The sequence below is a fragment of the Streptomyces niveiscabiei genome, assembly GCF_001419795.1.
Classification (GTDB): domain Bacteria; phylum Actinomycetota; class Actinomycetes; order Streptomycetales; family Streptomycetaceae; genus Streptomyces; species Streptomyces niveiscabiei.
This window is the reverse complement of sequence record NZ_LIRL01000328.1, coordinates 1-17,655: the sequence shown is the minus strand read 5'-3', so window position 1 is coordinate 17,655 and position 17,655 is coordinate 1. Positions and strand designations below refer to the sequence as shown.

Genomic DNA, 17,655 nt, shown 5'->3' with positions numbered 1-17,655 from the left:
GTGCGGGATCAGGCCGCCGTCGGGGGTGGGTTCGAGGTCGAGGGCGCCGCGTATCAGGTCGGCGGTGACGGGGGTTTCGTACTGCGGCACGGTCAACCTTCTTCGCTGGGGGGTCAGTTGGGGTGGTGCGGCGGCGGCGAGGTCAACAGCCGCTGCCGGTTGACGCCGGTCACCTTCGCCGGGCGGTTGGTCGTCGGCCGGGGCGGTGCGGCGACCGCGCTCAACCGCCCTCGCCGCTCGGCCAGTTGCGCAGCAGCGCGTCCAGGCCGTCGAGGATGCGGAGCCAACTCGTCTGCCCGTCCGGCATGCTGTGGGCGAATCCGCCGGCCTCCTCCAGGCTGACGTACCCGTGCACGACGCTGCCGATGAGGCGCACGGCGTGGGTCTCGTCGGGTTCCGTGAGGGCGTAGCCGCGCAGGATCGCGCGGGTCATCCGGGAGTGTCGGACGCCGGCGCTCGCGGCGGCCGTCTCCGGGTCGAGGCGGAAGCGGGCGGCGGTGTAGCGGCCGGGGTGGGCGCGGGCGTAGTCGCGGTACACGTTCGCGAACGCGACGAGCGCGTCCTTGCCGGAGCGGCCCGCGAGGGCGTCGGCGGCGCGGTCGGCGAGGTCCGCGCCCGCGAGGATCAGCCGGTCGGGGGTGAGTCCCGCGCGCGCCATCGTCGTACCCCTTCGCCGGCCGTCAGAATGCCTGAAGGGATTATGTGATTACCTAAAGCCTTTAGGCAAGTGACGAAGGGGACCCTCGTACTGCGAGGGAACATGGGCGTGAGGGTGGCACGCCCATGCCGTGCGTGCGGTTGGCGTCAGTCGACGCTGGGGAGGATGTGCGGCTCGGCCAGGTCGTCCTCGTACCCCGCGAGGCGGATGGGGGCGGAGCGCGCCCACACGTCGAGGCTGCCGAGTTCTCCGGGCCGGCGGCCCGAGCGCTCCGCGCGTTCCTTCGGGCGCTGCTCATGATTCGTCTTCTCCGGTGTCACCGCGCACTCCTTATGTGTCGGGTCACCCTCGGGTCGTGCCTGCCATTCTGCGCTCCGGCGTCTGACGCACCCTCGGGTCTTTCTCGAATGCAGCTCGGACGCGGTGGCGCCGGCAACTCCTGGGAGAGCGGGCCGTGATGGGCCGGCCCGTTCCACGGCGGGCGATGGGCTCGGGTGGGATCCCTGTACTGCTGCCCGCCGAGCCCTAGGGTAACCAAATGAGCGGGGGTCCGCTCGATAGCGCTGAAAATTTGGCGTAACGATGGGACGTCACTCCGATGTCATCCCTTGTCGGTTGACGCCGGGAGGCTCCGCGCAGTTCACCCGTTCGGCGTACCCCACAGGTATCGCCGCGCAGTTCAGGTGCCGTTGGCTCGGGCGCAAGGTCGCCATGGTGTGCTGGCTCGCGCACCGGCTGTCTCGCGGGAGGACCGACGGATGGAGCTGCGCGGCGTGGAGGAGCTCATGGATCTGCTGTACGCCTGCAAAGGGGTACGGGAGGTCAGAGGCCCCCGGAACACCGGCGTCGACCTGCACGACCACGCCCTGCGGACCGCCGCGCTGCTGCGCCGCAGCCGCCCCGCCGACAAGGAGCTCCAGCTCACGGGGCTCGTCCAGCCGGTCGGCCGCCTCCTGTGCCCCGCCGACCCCGCACACCGAGCCGCCCGCGCCGCCGACGCCGTACGCCCCCTGCTCGGCCCGCGTGTCGCCGGGCTCCTGCGCCACCACCCCTGGACCGGGCACCCCGCCGACGACGACCTCGCACGCCTCTCGCACGCCGCCGAGGAGGCGCGTTCCGCCGGGTTCGACGCGGGGGTGCTGGAGGACTGGCGGACGGTGCTGCACCTCGTCGCGGGACGCAACTCGCCGCTGGGGGCGGTGGATTGAGGGCACGGGCCGGCGCCGGGCTCAACTCGCCGTCGAGAGCGGCGACTTGAGGGTGCCGCGCCGACGCGGGTCCGGAATGTTCCCGCAACCTCCCCAACTCTCCTTCAGACACTGTCGATTGACGGTTCGTCATGAGACGGTACGGCGATGGCCTCCTCCCCCTCCCCCGGCCGAGTAGCGCTTGTCACCGGTGCCACCCGAGGCATCGGCCTCGCCGTCGCCCGCGCGCTCGCCGCGTCCGGCACGAGAGTCTGTGTCACCGCCCGCGACCCCGCCGAGGTCCGCCGCACCGCCGAGGCCCTCGACGGGATCGGCCTCCCCGGCGACCTCGCCGACCCCAGCCTGCCCACGCGGCTGGTCTCCCTGGCCCTGCACGAGTACGGCCGCCTCGACGTCCTGGTCAACAACGCCGCCACCAACCAGCCCCTCGGCCCCCTCATGAACGCCGACCCCGCGCAGTGGGCCCGCGCCTTCGCCGTCAACGTCGAGGCACCCCTGCGGCTCACGCAGTGCGCCTGGCGGGGGTGGATGCGCGAGCACGGCGGCACGGTCGTCAACATCTGCACGGAGGGCGCGACCCACGTCGGGGCCGGCGTCGGGGCGTACAGCGTCAGCAAGGCGGCACTCCTGCGGCTGACCCAGCAACTGGCGGGCGAACTGGGGCCGGGGGTCCGGGTGAACTCCGTCTCCCCCGGGCTGACCCGCACCGAGATGGCCCGGTTCGCCTGGGAGAAGGGCACCGCGCACACGCTCCCGCTCGGCCGCTTCGGGGAGCCCGAGGACGTCGCGAAGGCGGTGATGTGGCTGGTGTCGGAGGAGGCGGACTGGGTCACGGGGGCGGATCTGGTGGTGGACGGGGGGACGCGGGTACGGAGGGCGCGGACACCCTGACCTGCGCGAGGCGTGGACGACTCCGGCAACTCCGGCAACTCCGGGGCGCCGTACGGCCGTAGCGCGTCCGGCGGCGCCGGGGTCTTCGGCCGAAGCCCGTCTACCCTCCCCCACCCCGGCCCGGCACACTGAGGGCGCCGTGGCACGCCCGCCGTCCAGGGAGCCCCCGTGATCCGAGCGCAGCGTTTCGCCGTCCGACGTACGTGGTTGCTCGCCTCCGCGCTGAGCCTGTGCGCGGTGACCGGGCTCGGGGTGTCGGACGCCACCGCCGTGCCCGGCACAACCGCCGTACCCGGCACCGCCGCCGCTCCCCTCGCCCGTGCCGCCTCCGCCGTCGAGGCCCTCGGCGTGGCCGGTACCGCCTGGGGCGCCGACGGCCGTACCGGGCGGCTCCGGGTCCTCGCCGACTCCACGGTCACCGCCCCGGACCTGGCCCGGATCCAGCGGGCCGCCGGGCGTTCCGCGAGCGTCGAGCGGCTCGGCGGGCCGCTGCGGACGCTCCTGTCCGGCGGCGACGGCGTCTATACGGCCGGTTGGCGCTGCTCGGTGGGCGTCAACGTGCAGGCGGGGTCGGCGTACTACTTCGTCACCGCGGGCCACTGCACCGGCGGCACATCCACCTGGTACACCGACGCCGCCGGGACCACGGTGGCCGGCGCGACCGCCGGGACCCGGTTCCCCGTCGACGACTTCGGCATCGTCCGCTACACGAACCCGGCCGTCCCCCGCCCCGGCACCGTCGGGGCCGTCGACGTGACCGGCGCCGCGACCGCCTTCCCCGGCCAGAGCGTCTGCCACCGGGGAGCCGTCGGCGGCGTGCGCTGCGGCCGGGTCACCGGGCTGAACGCGAGCGTCAACTACGGCGGCGGCGACGTCGTGTCCGGCCTGATCCAGACGAACATCTGCGCCGAGCCCGGCGACAGCGGCGGCCCGCTGTACGCCGGTGACAAGGTTCTCGGCGTCATCTCCGGGGGCTCGGGGAACTGCGCGTCGGGAGGGACGACGTACTACCAGCCGATCCAGGAGGCGCTGAACGCGTACGGGGTGTCGGTGTACTGAGGGTCCGTCAGCCTCTGCGGATCGCCCCCAGCGGGGTGTCGATGTGCTGACGATCCGTCAGCCCCTGCGGACCGCCCCCAGCTGGGCCCTGTGCAGGTCGGGTGCCGTGAACCGTTGCGCGACCGCGCGCAGGACCCGGGCCATGGCCTGGGCGGGCGGTGTGGCCGGGCGGGCCCTGGCGCGGGCGAGGAGGATGCGGCGGGTCGGCGCCGGGACGTCGGCCGCGAGCGGCAGGAGCCGTACGTCGCTGCGGCGGCTGGTGAGCGCGAGGCGGGGGGCGAGGGCGATGCCGAGGCCGGCGGCGACCATCGCCTGGGCCTCCTGGTAGTCGTGCGAGGAGTAGGCGATGCGCGGCTCGAACCCGGCGCGGCGGCAGCTGCGGCGCAGGACGTCGGCGACGGGGTGGTTGTCGGCGCGGATGATCCACTCCTGCTCGGCGAGGTCGGCGAGGCGTACGGAGGCGTGGCCGCGCAGGGCGGAGTCGGCGGGGACGACCAGCACCGTCGGGTCGTCCAGCAGGTGGGTGAGGGCGAGCGCCGGGTCGTCGAGGCGGTTCCACTCGTAGTCCCACAGCAGGCCCTGTTCGACCTCGCCGGTGTGCAGCATCTCCCGGAGTTCCGCGAGGACCCCGGCCCGCACCTCGATGCGGATACCGGCGTGGCGGCGCCGGAAGCGGGTGAGGGCCAGCGGCAGCAGGGACGCGCTCGCGGTGGGGAACGAACCGAGCCGCAGGGTGCCCTGGTCGAGGGCGGTGAAGGAGTCCAGGTCGGCCTGGGCGGCGCGCAGTTCGCGGCGGATGGCCCGGCCGCGCTCGGCGAGGGCCGCGCCCGCCGGGGTGGGCCGGATCCCGCGCGGCAGCCGCTCGACGAGGGGCTGCCCGGCCTCCTGCTCCAGCAGCGACATCTGCTGGGAGGCGGCGGACGTCGTCATGCCGAGGGCCTCGGCGGCGGCGGTGAGCGAACCGCGCTCGGCGGCCTCGGCGAGGAGCAGCAGGCGGCGCACGTTGAGCATGCCGCCGACTTTAGCTCGGCTAAACCCTGGTGAAGCGAACTGCGATTGTTCCGAAGTCGTCCCTCTGCGAAGGTCTCCGCAATCGCCGAGCGGTTCACCGGCAGGTAACACGGCCGTAACCGCCGCCGCGACCCCCTTCCCTCCCTCCGCTGCTTCAGGAAGAGTCCCCGACGTGCACATTCCCGCGACCCTGGTGCGTGGCGGCACGAGCAAGTGCTGGCTGTTCAACCAGGTCGACGTCCCCGCCGACCGCGCCGACCTCGAACGGCTGCTGGTCTCCGCGTACGGCGCCACCGACCCCGTCGAGCTGGACGGGGTGGGCGGGGCGACCCCCACCACCTCGAAGGCCGCCGTGGTCGGCGCCTCCCCCGAGCCCGGCGTCGACGTCGACTACCTGTTCGCGCAGGTCGGTATCGGGACGGGCACGGTCGAGTGGACGAGCAACTGCGGCAACTGCGCGACCGGCGTCGCCCTGTACGCGGTGAGCAAGGGGCTGGTTCCGGTCACCGGCGACCGGACGCGCGTGGTGATGCGCAACACCAACACGGGCGCGGTGCTCGAAGGGCTCGTCGACACCTCCGGGGGCGTCGTGCACCACTTCGGCCGCCAGACGGTGCCCGGCACCCGGGCCGGCGGGGTCGCGGTCGGCCTCACCTTCCGCGATCCGGCGGATGCGCTGCTGCCCACCGGGCAGGCCGTGCAGGACCTGCGGGTCGGCGGCGAGCCGGTGCGCGTGAGCATGGTGTCGGCGGGCGCGCCGGTCGTCCTCGTCGACGCCGTACGGGCCGGGCGTACCGGCGCCGAGTCGCTCGGGCAGGTGAGCGCGGACGTGCCCTGGCTGCGGGCCGTCCGGCATGCCGCCGCGCCGCTGATGGGGCTGCTCGCGCCGGGCGCGGAGCCCGGTGACGCGGTGCCCAAGGCGGGGCTGGTCGGGCCGCCGGTGCCGTACACGACGACCCTCGGGGACGCGGTCGGTGCCGGGGAGTACGACGTGTCGGTGCGGATGCTCAGCATGAACGCGCCGCACCCCGCGATCGGGCTGACCTCCGCCGTGGCCGTCGCCGCGGCCGGGCTGCTCGCCGGGTCCGTGGTCTCCGAGGTCACCGGGGGGCCGGTCGCCGAGTGGCTGCGGATCGGCACGCCCGCCGGCGTCGTCGCGGTGCGCTGCGCCGACGTACAAGGCGGCGTGCCGCGCCGGATCACCGTGCAGCGGGCAGCCCGGCTGCTCGCCGACGCGCGGATCTACGTACCCGCCCGGGCCGCCTGAGCCGCGCCGGACGTCATCTCGCTCGGGCCGGTCCCCAGCCGCCCGTACCGCGACACCCGCATGTCCCGTTCCCCACCGCATCAAGGACAAAGATGTCTGCTGAAGTGATCTCCATAGGAGCCCTGCTGGTGATGTTCGTGGTCGGCACCGTGCTGCCGATCAACCTGGGCATCCTCGCCTTCGTCGCCACCTTCACGGTCGGGACGGCCTCGCTCGGCCTCACCGAGGACGAGATCTTCGACGGGTTCCCGGCGAAGCTCTTCGTCACCATCGTCGGTGTCACCTACCTGTTCTCCGTCGCCCGCCGCAACGGCACCATCGACTGGCTCGTCGCGGCCGGTGTACGGCTGGTGCGCGGCAAGGTGCAGCTGATCCCCTGGGTGCTGTTCCTGGTGGCGGCGCTGCTGACGGCGTTCGGGACGTTCACCCCGGCCGCGGTCGCCATCCTCGCGCCGATCGGCATGAACTTCGCCCACCGCTACCGGCTCAACCCGCTCGTCGTCGGGATGATGGTGATCAGCGGCGGGCACGCGGGCGCGTTCTCCCCGCTGGCCGTCTCCGGCGCGCTGGTCCTCGGCCTCGTCGACAAGACCGAACTGCACGTGTCCGCCGTGACGTTGTTCGGCGCGAGCTTCGCCATCAACCTGGTGCTCGCCGTCCTCACCTACGTGCTGCTGGCGGGACGCCCGGCGCCGCTGCTCGAAGGGGACGCGGAGCACGCCGGTGACGAGGATCTCGACGTCTCCGCCAGACCCGACTGGCGGCAGTGGCTCACCCTCGCCTCGCTGGCGGGCCTCGTCATCGGCGCGCTCGGCTTCCACCTGGAGATCGGCTTCCTCGCGCTGGCCGCCGGCACGCTGCTCGCCCTCGTGGACATGAAGCGGCAGGAGAAGGCCGTGGACGGGGTCAGCTGGTCCACCCTGCTGCTGGTCGCGGGCATGATGACGTACATCGCGATGCTGGAGAAGGCCGGCGTGATCGACAACATCTCCGAGCACGCCGCGAATCTGGGGGCCCCGCTCCTCGTCGCCCTGCTGCTCTGCTTCACCGTCGCCGTCACCTCCGCGTTCGCCTCCTCCACGGCGATCCTCACCGCGATCATCCCCATCGCCGTGCCGCTCCTGCTCTCCAGCCACCTCAGCCCCGCCGGCCTCATCGCCGCGCTCGCCGTCTCCACGACGATCGTCGACACGTCGCCCTTCTCCACCAACGGGGCGCTGGTGCTGAGCAACGCGCGCGGCGTGGACCCCCGGCGCTTCTACCGGCAGGTCATCGGGTACACGGGCGCGATCGTCGCCGTGGGGCCGGTCGTCGCGTGGGGGGCGCTGGTGCTGCCCTGGTCGTAGGGCGGGGCTTGGGGCGTCAGATTCAGGACTCCGGGCCTCGGGGCTTCAGGCCAGGAGTTCCGCGAGCCGGGCCATCTCTGCGGGCGGGTCGATCACCGGCTGGATCAAGAGGTCGGTGACGCCCGCCCGTTCCAGTTCGGTGATACGGGTGCGGAGGTCGTCGCGGGTGCCGACGAGGGCCAGCGTGTTCATCAGCTCCGGCAGGACCAGGTCCCGGTCCTGCGGGGCGATGCGGCCGAGGTAGTTGGGGTACAGCTTGGTGTACCGGTCCGGGGCGGTGGCGGTGGTGCCTCGCCGGTCGAGGAGTTTCCGTACGGCCTCGCGTACGTCGGGGCCGAGGTGGTCCGCGACGCCGGGTGTGTCGGCGGCGAAGTCCAGCAGCGACAGGACGAGGTGACCGGTCGCGTCCCGTGCCGCGTCGCTGTCGGGGGCCTCGCCGTCGCGCAGGACGTGCAGCGCGGTGACGGCGTACGCGTGGGGGTCGTCCGGCGTGGGACGCGCTGCCTGGCGGGCCTCGTGCAGGGCGCGCCAGCCGGCGGGGTCGAGCAGCCCGAAGGAGATCAGCCCCGCGCCCCGGCGCCCCGCGACGGCGGCGGCCTTCGGGCCGTGCAGCGCGGCGACGACGAACTCGACCGGATCGACGGCGTTCACCTGCCGCCCGGCATGCAGGAACCGGACCTCACGGACCCGGTCGCCCTCCCGGTACGCGGCCGGGCGCCCCGCGCACAACTCCTGGAGGGCGGCGGTGAACTCCTCCAGCGCTGCCGCGGTGGTGGGGCGCATCCCCAGCGTCCGCCGGGCCGTGTTCCCCGTACCGACCCCGCAGACGATCCGCCCCGGCGCGAGCGCGTTGAGACTGGCGAACGCACTCGCCGCGGCCGGCGCCGACCGCAGGGCCGGCGAGGTCACCCCGACACCGAGCCGGATCCGCCGGGTGGCCTTCGCACACAGCGCCAGGGCGACGAAAGGGTCCCCCTGCACCATCGGAGTGTCGTTCACCCAGAAACTGTGCAGCCCCAACTCCTCGGCCCGCACGGCAAGTTCCTCCACACCGGGCTGAGCCGCGACCACCACACCTGCACGCACCGAACCTCCAGGGCACGGGAACCGAGCCGGACACACCCATCCTGTCAGCCCGGCCGGTCCCCTACTTCCCGAACCCCGCCGTCATCCCCCCGATGAGCTGGCGGCGTCCCACCACGTACAGGGCGAGGATCGGCAGCGTGGAGAGGACCACGGCGGCCAGAACGGCGGGGACGTTGATGGTGAACTCGCCCTGGAAGCTCCAGACGAAGAGGGGGAGGACGCGTTTGTCGGGGCTCTGCGTGAGGATCAGCGGGAAGAGGAAGCCGTTCCAGACGTTGAGCGCGTCGTAGATGGTGACCGTGATGAGGGCGGGGCGGGACAGCGGCAGGGCGAGGCTCCAGAGCATGCGCCAGTGCCCGGCGCCGTCGGCGCGCATCGACTCGTACAGCTCGCCGGGGATGTCCCGGAGGAAGTTGACGAGGATGACGACCGTGAGGGGGATCGCGAAGGCGGCCGAGGGGAGGGCTATCGCGGGCAGGGTGTCGTACATGTTCGCCTTGGCGATCAGGTAGTACACGGGGATGATCGTCGCCTGGAGGGGGATCGCGAGGCCGAGGAGGAAGACGCTGAAGGCCCAGCGCAGGGCGCGCCCGGTGCCTCGGACGACGGCGTAGGCGGCGAGGAAGGACACGGACAGGGTGAGCGCGGTGGCGCCGGCCGTGACCAGGACGCTGTTGAGGAGGTAGTGGGTGAAGCCGTTGTCGAGGACCTGGCGGTAGTTGTCCAGGGTCGGGTCCGTCGGGAGGGCGAGGGGGTTGGCGTCGAAGAAGCCCTCGCGGGTGCGGAGGCTGGTGACGACGACCCAGTAGACGGGGACGAGGACGACGGCCAGCCAGAGCAGGCCGCCCAGGGCGCCGAGCGGGTTGGTGCGGCGCAGCCGGGTCAGGCGGCCCGGTGACGGCACGTCGGAGGTCTTCGGGAGGGTCGGGGCGTCGGCGAGGACGGACATCACACACCTGCCTGCTGGCTGCGCATCCGGCTGAACCCGGAGAAGCGGACGAGGGCGAGGGAGAGGAGGAGGCCGGCCGCGACGAGGACGACGGACACGGCGCTGGCGAGGCCCATGTCGTTGCTCTGGAAGCCGGTGATGTACATGTCGAGCGGGAGGAGCCGGGTCGCGTAGCCGGGGCCGCCTCCGGTGAGGACGAAGACCAGGTCGAAGTAGGTGAGCGAGCCGACCGTCATCAGCGTCGACGACGTGACGATGGTGTAGCGCAGCTGGGGCAGGGTGATGTGCCAGAACTGCTTGAAGCGGCCGGCTCCGTCGATCGAGGCGGCCTCGTACAGCGAGGCGGGGATCTGGCGGGCCCCGGCCTGGTAGAGCAGCGTGTGGAACGGCACGAACTGCCAGCTGATCGCGAACACCACGGCGTAGAAGGCCAGGTCGGGGTCGCCGAGCCAGTTCTGGTCGAGCAGCGACAGGCCGAGGGAGGCGCCGAGGCCGAAGTTGGGGTCGAGGAGGTTCTTGAAGACGACGGCGACGGCGGCCGTGGAGATGAGCATGGGGACGAAGTAGAAGACCGCGAGCAGGGCCCGGTAGCGCTGTTTCCCGGCGACGAACACCCCGAGCAGGAGGCTGACCGGCGTCTGCACGGCCCAGCTGATCACCATCATCTTCAGCGTGAGCCACAGTGCGTGGCGGGTGACGTCGCTGGTGAGGGCGGTGCGCCAGTTGTCGAGGCCGGTCCACTCGGGGGTGCCGAGGCCGTTCCAGCGGGTGAAGCTGAGGTAGACGACGATCGCCATCGGCGCGAGGGCGAAGAGCGCGAAGAGCAGCAGGGCGGGGAGCGCCATCAGGAACGGCGGGCCTCCGCCCTGCCGGGTGTTCGCGGACACTTTCGCGGTGCTCACTTCACCGCCGCCTTGTCCATCTCGGCGCAGAACGTCCGCGGGTCGAGCTGGCCGAGGAAGAGCTGGTCGAGGCGGGTGAGGAGTTCGTTGCCGAGTTCCGGGGACAGGGCCTGGTCCCAGGAGAGCTGGAAGTTCTTCGCGTCGCGGGTGAGGTGGTAGACGTACGACACCCAGTCCGCGTTGTCGGCGGTCTTGAGTTTGGCGTCGAGGTCCTTGACGGGCGGGACGTCGCCGTTCTTGAGGAGGTTGTCGACGTAGGTGTCGTTGTAGACGCCGTCCTTGAGGTAGGCGACGGCGGTCTTCTTCTCCTCGGCGCCGGCCTGCGCGGACACCGAGAAGAAGTTGGCCGGGTTGCCGACGACGTTCGTGGCGTCGCCCTTGCCGCCGGTGACGGCGGGGAAGCCCGTCCAGCCGAGGTGGCCCTCGGAGACGAACTTCGATGAGCCGGTGTTCATGGTGCCGAAGGCCCAGCTCCCCTGGAGGATCATCGCGGCCTTGCCGGTGTAGAGCTGCGCCTCGGCCTGTCCGGTGTCGGCGGAGACGGACGTGAAGCCTTTCGCGAAGCCTCCCGCGTCCACCAGCTGCCGGATCATCTGCGCGGCCTTGAGGACCGCCGGGTCGGACCAGGCACCCTTCTTGCCGGCGGCGATGTCCGCGAAGACCTCGGGTCCGCCGACGCGGTCGACGAGGTACTCCAGCCACATCAGGTCGGGCCACTTGGAGGCGCCGCCCATGGCGAGGGGGTCGATGCCCCGCGCCGTGAGCTTCGCGACGGCGGCCAGCAGGTCGTCCCAGGTCTTCGGTGGCCGCACGCCGGCCTTCTCGAAGAGCTGCTTGTTGTAGTAGAGGACCACCGGCTGGACGCCGTTGACGGGGACGCCGTAGGTCTTCCCGTCGAAGGTGGTGGACTTCAGGACGGTGGGGAAGACGCGGTTCTTCCACTCGGGGTTCTGGTCCAGGTCGGGGGTGAGGTCGGCGACCTTGCCGGCGTCCACGTACTCCTTGAGGACGCCGCCGCCCCAGTTCTCGAAGAGGACCGGGCCGTCGCCGGCGCCGACGGCCGTACGCAGCTTCTGCTTGTACGGGTCGTTCTGGAAGAACTGGTAGGTGACCTTGGTGTCCGGGTGGGTCTTGTTCCACTCGGTGGCTGAGGCCCGGAAGGTCGACTCGGAGCCCTGGGTCAGCGCCCAGACGAGGGCGCCGCCGCCGGAGCCGCCGCCGGTGGTACGGCCGCCGCTGCCGCAGGCGGACAGGGTCAGGGCCAGGGCCGCCGTGGTCACGGCCAGGGTGGTGCGGAGGGGGGTTCGGACGGTCATCGTGAGCTCCTTCGGCTCTCCAGGGGCTCGAACGCGCCGCGCGATCCGCGAGACCGGCTCGAAAATTTTCGAAACCCCTGTGCTGCATCGCCGACAAGTTAGGGGGGCGTTTTCGCCGGGTCAAGATGTCGGCGCCGGAAAGATTCACCGCAAGAACGCCTCTGGACCGCGCCGAAAGCTTGCGCTAACGTCCCCGTAAGTCTTCGAAAGGACCAGCATGGCGAAGAGAGCCGTCGAGCGGAGCCGGACCACGCTGACCGGCATCGCCGAAGCGGCCGGGGTGTCGGTGGCCACCGTGTCGAAGGTGGTCAACGGCCGCAGCGACGTGTCGCCGGAGACCCGCGCGCGCGTCGAGCGGCTCCTCGTCGAGCACGACTACGTCGCGCGCGGACCCGGCGGCGTCCAGTCGCCGGTGCGGATCGTCGACCTCACCTTCGACCGGCTGGTCAACCCCAACAACCTGGTGATCACCCAGGGCGTGACCGAGGCGGCGGCGGAAGCGGGGGTCGACGTCGTGATCGGCACGGCCCCCGACGACCCGCTCGGCGCCGCCTGGGCCCGCAAGGTCGCCAACGCGGGCCGGGAGGGCGTCATCCTCGTGACGTCCGAACTGACGGCGGGACAGCGGGCCCAGTTCGCGCAGGCGGGCATCCCGCTCGTGCTGATCGACCCGATGAACGTCCCCGACGACAGCGTGCCGAGCATCGGCGCCAGCAACTTCAGCGGAGGCATGGCCGCCACCGAACACCTGCTGAAGCTCGGCCACCGCCGGATCGCGATGATCGAGGGCACGCACGACGCCCTGTGCAACACCGCCCGCCTGCACGGCTATCAGGCCGCCCTCACCGGCGCCGGCCTCACCCCGGACCCCGCGCTCATCAAGCAGGGGGACTTCCGCTTCGAGCCCGCCCACCAGGCGGCGCTGGAGCTCTTCGCCCTGGCCGACCCGCCGACGGCCGTCTTCACCGGCAACGACCTCGAAGCGTTCGGCGTCATCGAGGCGGCCCGCGTCCACGGCCTGCGCGTGCCGCAGGACGTCAGCGTCGTCGGCTTCGACGACACCGCCGCCGCCTCGACCTCAGCGCCGCCCCTCACCACCGTCCGCCAGCCCTTCGCCGAGATCGGCCGGGCCGCCCTGCGCGCCCTGCTGCGGCTGGCGGCCGGCGAACCCCTCGACAGCCACCGCGTGGAGCTGGCCACCCAGCTCGTCGTACGGGCCTCCACGGCACCGCCGCCCGTCCGCCCCTGAACTCCCCCGCGGCGCCCCGCGCCGCCACCACCTCAAGGACGCACCATGACCACTCCTTGGGCCGATCCGGCCTGCCCGCGTGACGACAGGGTCGAGGCCCTCCTCGCGGAGCTGACCCTGGAGGAGAAGCTCGCCCAGCTCGGCAGCGCCTGGCCCGGTGTCGAGCACGTCAGCGGCAACGTCGCGCCGATGCAGGACGTCTTCGCCCGCCACACCGACTTCGCCGACGCCCGCAAGAACGGCCTCGGCCACCTCACCCGCCCGTTCGGCACCAGGCCGGTGGAACCGTCCGTGGGAGCGCGCCGGCTCGCCGCCACGCAGCGGGAGCTGATGGACGGCACCCGGCTCGGCATCCCCGCCATCGTGCACGAGGAGTGCCTGACCGGGTTCACCGCCCACCGCGCCACCGTCTTCCCGGCCGCCCTCGCCTGGGCCGCCGCCTTCGACCCCGCGCTCGTCGAGCGCATGGCCCACGCCATCGGCACCAGCATGCGCGGCGTCGGCGTCCACCAGGGTCTGGCCCCCGTCCTGGACGTCGTGCGCGACTACCGCTGGGGCCGCGTGGAGGAGACCCTCGGCGAGGACCCGTACCTCGTCGCGACAACCGGCAGCGCCTACGTGCGCGGCCTGGAGTCCGCCGGGATCATCGCCACCCTCAAGCACTTCGCCGGATACTCGGCGTCCAGGGCCGCCCGCAACCACGCCCCCGTCTCCATGGGCCCGCGCGAGTTCGCCGACGTGATCCTGCCGCCGTTCGAGACCGCGCTCCGCGAGGGCGGCGCCCGCTCGGTGATGAACTCCTACGCCGACGTCGACGGCATGCCCGCCGGAGCCGACGCCCGCCTGCTGACCGGGCTCCTGCGCGAGGAGTGGGGCTTCGAGGGCACGGTCGTCTCCGACTACTGGTCGGTGGCGTTCCTGCGCACGATGCACCGCGTCGCGGCGACGGACGGGGAAGCGGGAGCCCGCGCTCTGGCCGCCGGCATCGACGTCGAGCTGCCGGACACCCTGTGCTACGGCGAGCCCCTCGCCGAACTCGTCCGCTCCGGCGCCGTCCCGGAAGACCTCGTCGACCGGGCCGTACGCCGTGTCCTGCGCCAGAAGGCCGACCTCGGGCTCCTCGACGCCGGGTACACGCCGGACGCCGGCCTCGACGGGCCGGTCGACCTCGACCCGCCCGCGCACCGCGCGCTCGCCCGGGAACTCGCCGAGCAGAGCGTCGTCCTGCTCGACAACCGCGCCGGCCTGCTGCCCCTGGCCCCCGGCACCGGGTCCGTCGCGCTGGTCGGGCCGGGCGCCGACGACCCCAACGCGTTCTTCGGCTGCTACTCCTTCCCCAACCACGTCCTCCCCCACCACCCCGGCCACGGCAACGGCATCGAGACGCTCACCCTGCTCGACGCCCTCGCCCGCGAACTGCCCACCGCGCGCATCGCCTACGAACAGGGCTGCCCGGTCAAGGACGCCGACCGCTCGGGCATCGAGGCGGCCGTCGAGGAGGCCCGGCGGGCGGACGTCTGCGTCGCCGTCGTCGGCGACCTCGCCGGACTCTTCGGCCGGGGGACGTCCGGCGAGGGCTGCGACGTGGAGGACCTCGCGCTCCCCGGCGTCCAGGGCGAACTCGTCGAAGCGCTGCTGGCCACCGGCACCCCCGTCGTCCTGCTCGTCGTCTCCGGGCGGCCCTACGCGCTCGGCGCGTACCAGGGGCGCGCGGCGGCGATCGTGCAGGCGTTCTTCCCCGGCGAGGAGGGCGGGCCCGCCCTCGCGGGCGTCCTCTGCGGACGCGTCACCCCGTCGGGGAAGCTCCCGGTCCAGGTGCCGCGTTCGGCGGGCGGCCAGCCCGGCACCTATCTGCACGCGCCCCTCGGCGGCAACAGCCAGGGCGTCAGCAACCTCGACCCGACCCCCGCCTACCCCTTCGGGCACGGGCTGTCGTACACGGAGTTCGCCTACGCGGATCTCACCCTCGGCGCCGCCGAGATCCCGACCGACGGCGAGGCCGAGATCAGCTGCCTGGTCCGCAACACCGGTGACCGCGCGGGGGCCGAGGTGGTCCAGCTCTACACAGCCGACCCCGTCGCCCAACTCCCCCGGCCCGTCATCCAGTTGACCGGGTTCGCCCGGGTCTCCCTGACGCCGGGTGAGGAGCGGCGGGTCACCTTCCGGCTGCACACCGACCGCCTCGCCTACACCGGCCCCGACCTGCACCGCATCGTCGAACCCGGCGAGATCACCGTCATGGTCGGCTCCTCCAGCGCCGACATCCGCCTGACCGGAGCCCTCCAGCTCACCGGCCCCGTGCGCCGGACCGGCCGGGACCGGGTCCTCGGTACCCCGGTCACGGTCGGCTGACGCCCGCCGCGCGTCCGGCCCCGCCACCCGGGTGGCGGGGCCGGACCTCGTTCACGAGGTGACGGTCAGCAGGGTCCGGCCGACGGGAGCGGTGGCGTTGCCGTAGTCGACCAGGCCGAGGTAGGTGCGGCCGGGCGGGAGGGACTGCCAGGAGACGGTGACGTGGGCGGGAGTGCCCAGGGTCGCCGGCTGCTGGGCCGGGGTGACCGTGGCGGGGTGGTCGGGCTTGGTGTCCTTGCCGATCAGCCAGGTGCGCAGGGTGTACGGCTGGCTGGTGGCGCCCGCGGGGAGGGCGTACTGGTTGAGGTAGACCACGTAGGTGCCCGGCTCGGTGAGGTCGACGTGTTCGTCGTTGCCGGTGACGAGGTTGACGAGGTTGTCGCCGTTCTTGTCGAGGACCCACAGGTCGAGGTCGCTGCCCGCGAGGTGGTCGGCGGACTGGATCGCGACGCGGGCCACCTGGGTGCCTTCGGGCACGGTGACCTCGGTCTTGATCGTGGCGGCCGGCAGGGGCGACTGGCCCGGCGCGAAGTCCGGGTTGGTGCCGGTGAGCGTGCCGGTCTGGGTGGTGCTGTCGTAGAGGCCGTTCACCGTGGTGGTGAGGGTGCCGTCCCAGCCGGGCTTCGGGGTGAGGGTGGTGGAGCCGGTGGCGCCCGACCCGGTGGCGGTGGCCGGCGCGGCGAGCGGGGTGGCGCGCAGGGCGACGGCGCTGCGGACCTGGTGGTGGTGCTGGTCGCGCCAGGTGACCGAGCCGAACGCCCAGTCGCCGTAGGTGGCGTCGGTGCGGGTGAAGGTGACCCGGTAGGTGGCCGACTCGCCGGGCTTGACGACGAGTTCCCTCGGGGAGACCTCGGCCCGGTAGCCGCGCGGCGCGGCCAGGCCGGCGGTGTAGACGCCGGTCTCGGTGCTGACGTTGGTGACGGTCCGCGTGACGGTCTGCTTCCCCGCGAGGGCGCCGACCGCGATCGTCGGATAGTTCAGGTCGCTGGGGTCGGTCGTGCGGGCGCAGGAGTCGCCGTCGGCCACCGGGCCGCCGGTGACGGCGCAGCTGTACGCCGTCCAGTCGGCCGAGGTGGAGTCGTAGACGAGGCCGGGGTCGTCGGCGCGGTTCGGGACGGCCTGTCCGGCGCCGTAGTCGAAGGGTGTCGCGGGGGCGTTGGTGCCGGTGCGGGTGATCGGCTCGCCGGTCCTGTCCTGGGTGGTCGCCGTGGTCATCAGCGCCGACTTGACCTCCATGGGGGACCAGTCGGGGTGCAGCGAGCGCAGCAGGAGGGCGAGGCCGGCGATGTGCGGGGCGGCCATCGAGGTGCCGGACTCGAAGCCCTGCTCGCCCTTGAAGCTGCCGTTGTCCCCGCCCGGGGTGGTGCCGGCGACGATGTCCAGGCCGGGGGCCGCGATGTCGGGCTTGAGCAGGTCGCCGGTGACGGGGCTCGGGCCGCCGCCGGAGAACGCCGTGATCTGCGGGGCCCGCTGCTCGACGGCCCGCGCCGCGCTCAGCCGGACGGTGGCGCCGGGCCCGTCGGCGTACGCCTTCACGGCGGCACCGGCGACGTTGTCGAGGTGCGCGCGCGGGAGGGGGTAGCTGTACGTCAGCCGGTCCTGGACCGCTCTCGGGTTGTACAGCACGATGCCGACGCCGCCCGCCGACTCGACCTCGATGCTGGTGTCCGTGTTGACGGACTGGCCGCGCCTGCACAGCACGACGGCGCCCTTGACCTTGGCCGGGTCGAGGGTGCCCGACTGGCACAGCTCGGCCTGGGCGGGGTCGGCGCCGGCCTTGGCGGCCTTCACCGCGTCGACCAGCGGCGCGGACGGTACGGCGCGGTCGCTGATGCCGGACCCCTCGTACGCCGTGCCGTTGCCGAGGGTGACGGTGATGCGGTAGCCGGTGTCGTGGGTGGACGCGGCCACCGTGGTCACCCAGGGGACGATGTTGCGGACGGTGCCCGGACCGGAGTTGTCGGCGGAGGCGGCGACGAAGACGCCCGCCTTGGCGGCGTTGTACATCGCCGTGTACTCCGGGGTGGCGGCGAGGGTGTTGCTGCCGATGGAGTAGTTGATGACGTCCACCCCGTCGGCCACGGCCTTGTCGAAGGCGGCGACGATGTCGACGGTCGAACAGCCGTTGCTCCAGCAGACCTTGTACGCCGCGATCCGCGCGGCCGGCGCGATCCCGGAGAGGGGGCCGGAGATGGCGGTGTCGGGCACGTGGGCGGGCACGTCCAGGTCGCCGGCGGCGGTGGTCGCGGTGTGCGTGCCGTGCGAGTCGGAGTCCCTCGGGGACTTCCAGTCGGCCGCCGTCGGGCTCGCGACGCCTTCCCTGAAGTACTGGGCGCCGATCACCTTGTTGTTGCAGGTGAC

At 72.7% G+C, this 17,655-nt stretch carries 14 protein-coding genes and 1 pseudogene; 7 read left to right on the top strand and 8 right to left on the bottom strand.

Features of this window, described 5'->3' with window-relative positions; translation table 11 throughout:
* Positions 1-220: 220 nt before the first annotated feature.
* Both AOK24_RS16840 and AOK24_RS47560 read right to left on the bottom strand, forming a co-directional pair.
* Positions 221-613 (bottom strand): annotated as a pseudogene (locus AOK24_RS16840) (TetR-like C-terminal domain-containing protein); the annotation flags it as partial.
* Between the two features lie 191 nt (positions 614-804).
* The gene (locus AOK24_RS47560; protein WP_107103977.1) at positions 805-978 is read right to left on the bottom strand and encodes a hypothetical protein; all 174 of its coding nucleotides are present in this window, start codon (positions 976-978) and stop codon (positions 805-807) included.
* A 438-nt stretch (positions 979-1,416) separates the two neighbouring features.
* Here AOK24_RS47560 and AOK24_RS16835 point away from each other — a divergent pair, with 438 nt between their 5' ends.
* From AOK24_RS16835 to AOK24_RS16825, 3 genes are all read left to right on the top strand, one after another.
* Complete coding sequence (locus AOK24_RS16835; RefSeq protein WP_055720889.1) at positions 1,417-1,866, top strand: hypothetical protein; 450 nt, start codon at positions 1,417-1,419, stop codon at positions 1,864-1,866.
* 147 nt (positions 1,867-2,013) lie between these two features.
* Complete coding sequence (locus tag AOK24_RS16830; RefSeq protein ID WP_055720888.1) at positions 2,014-2,757, top strand: SDR family oxidoreductase; 744 nt, start codon at positions 2,014-2,016, stop codon at positions 2,755-2,757.
* A 168-nt stretch (positions 2,758-2,925) separates the two neighbouring features.
* Positions 2,926-3,816 (top strand): S1 family peptidase, encoded by an 891-nt coding sequence (locus tag AOK24_RS16825; protein ID WP_079056846.1) that lies wholly within the window; start codon positions 2,926-2,928, stop codon positions 3,814-3,816.
* Positions 3,817-3,873: 57 nt separating this feature from the next.
* Here the strand turns inward: AOK24_RS16825 and AOK24_RS16820 are convergent, their stop codons facing one another.
* On the bottom strand, positions 3,874-4,827 hold the full coding sequence (locus tag AOK24_RS16820) for a LysR family transcriptional regulator (RefSeq protein ID WP_055720887.1): 954 nt from the start codon (positions 4,825-4,827) through the stop codon (positions 3,874-3,876).
* A 172-nt stretch (positions 4,828-4,999) separates the two neighbouring features.
* On the opposite strand from AOK24_RS16820, the gene AOK24_RS16815 reads away from it, so the two are divergent.
* Both AOK24_RS16815 and AOK24_RS16810 read left to right on the top strand, forming a co-directional pair.
* Positions 5,000-6,094 carry a PrpF domain-containing protein gene (locus AOK24_RS16815; RefSeq protein WP_055720886.1) on the top strand — a complete coding sequence of 365 codons (1,095 nt, stop codon included), beginning with the start codon at positions 5,000-5,002 and terminating at the stop codon, positions 6,092-6,094.
* A gap of 92 nt (positions 6,095-6,186) precedes the next feature.
* Positions 6,187-7,440: an SLC13 family permease gene (locus AOK24_RS16810; protein ID WP_240001519.1), complete on the top strand. Its 1,254-nt coding sequence runs from the start codon at positions 6,187-6,189 to the stop codon at positions 7,438-7,440.
* Between the two features lie 45 nt (positions 7,441-7,485).
* Here the strand turns inward: AOK24_RS16810 and AOK24_RS16805 are convergent, their stop codons facing one another.
* The 4 genes from AOK24_RS16805 to AOK24_RS16790 all read right to left on the bottom strand — a co-directional run bounded on the left by AOK24_RS16805 (position 7,486) and on the right by AOK24_RS16790 (position 11,693).
* A complete protein-coding gene (locus AOK24_RS16805; protein ID WP_055720884.1) occupies positions 7,486-8,526 on the bottom strand; it encodes an LLM class flavin-dependent oxidoreductase in 1,041 nt (346 codons plus the stop codon).
* Positions 8,527-8,587: 61 nt separating this feature from the next.
* A complete protein-coding gene (locus tag AOK24_RS16800; RefSeq protein ID WP_055720883.1) occupies positions 8,588-9,475 on the bottom strand; it encodes a carbohydrate ABC transporter permease in 888 nt (295 codons plus the stop codon).
* Positions 9,475-10,377 carry a carbohydrate ABC transporter permease gene (locus AOK24_RS16795; protein ID WP_055720882.1) on the bottom strand — a complete coding sequence of 301 codons (903 nt, stop codon included), beginning with the start codon at positions 10,375-10,377 and terminating at the stop codon, positions 9,475-9,477. Before AOK24_RS16795 ends, AOK24_RS16800 begins: the two co-directional genes overlap by 1 nt.
* On the bottom strand, positions 10,374-11,693 hold the full coding sequence (locus AOK24_RS16790; protein ID WP_055720881.1) for an extracellular solute-binding protein: 1,320 nt from the start codon (positions 11,691-11,693) through the stop codon (positions 10,374-10,376). The genes AOK24_RS16795 and AOK24_RS16790 overlap by 4 nt, the downstream gene beginning before the upstream one ends.
* Before the next feature lie 217 nt (positions 11,694-11,910).
* Here AOK24_RS16790 and AOK24_RS16785 point away from each other — a divergent pair, with 217 nt between their 5' ends.
* Together AOK24_RS16785 and AOK24_RS16780 are read left to right on the top strand one after the other, a co-directional pair.
* Entirely contained in the window at positions 11,911-12,942 is a 1,032-nt protein-coding gene (locus tag AOK24_RS16785; protein WP_055720880.1) for a LacI family DNA-binding transcriptional regulator, read from the top strand.
* 45 nt (positions 12,943-12,987) lie between these two features.
* Positions 12,988-15,294, top strand: a complete 2,307-nt coding sequence (locus AOK24_RS16780) for a beta-xylosidase/alpha-l-arabinosidase (RefSeq protein ID WP_055720879.1) — start codon at positions 12,988-12,990, stop codon at positions 15,292-15,294.
* A 51-nt stretch (positions 15,295-15,345) separates the two neighbouring features.
* Here AOK24_RS16780 and AOK24_RS52290 read toward each other — a convergent pair.
* Positions 15,346-17,655 (bottom strand): S8 family serine peptidase (locus AOK24_RS52290; protein WP_055720878.1); only part of this gene is annotated, 2,310 nt, incomplete at its 5' end.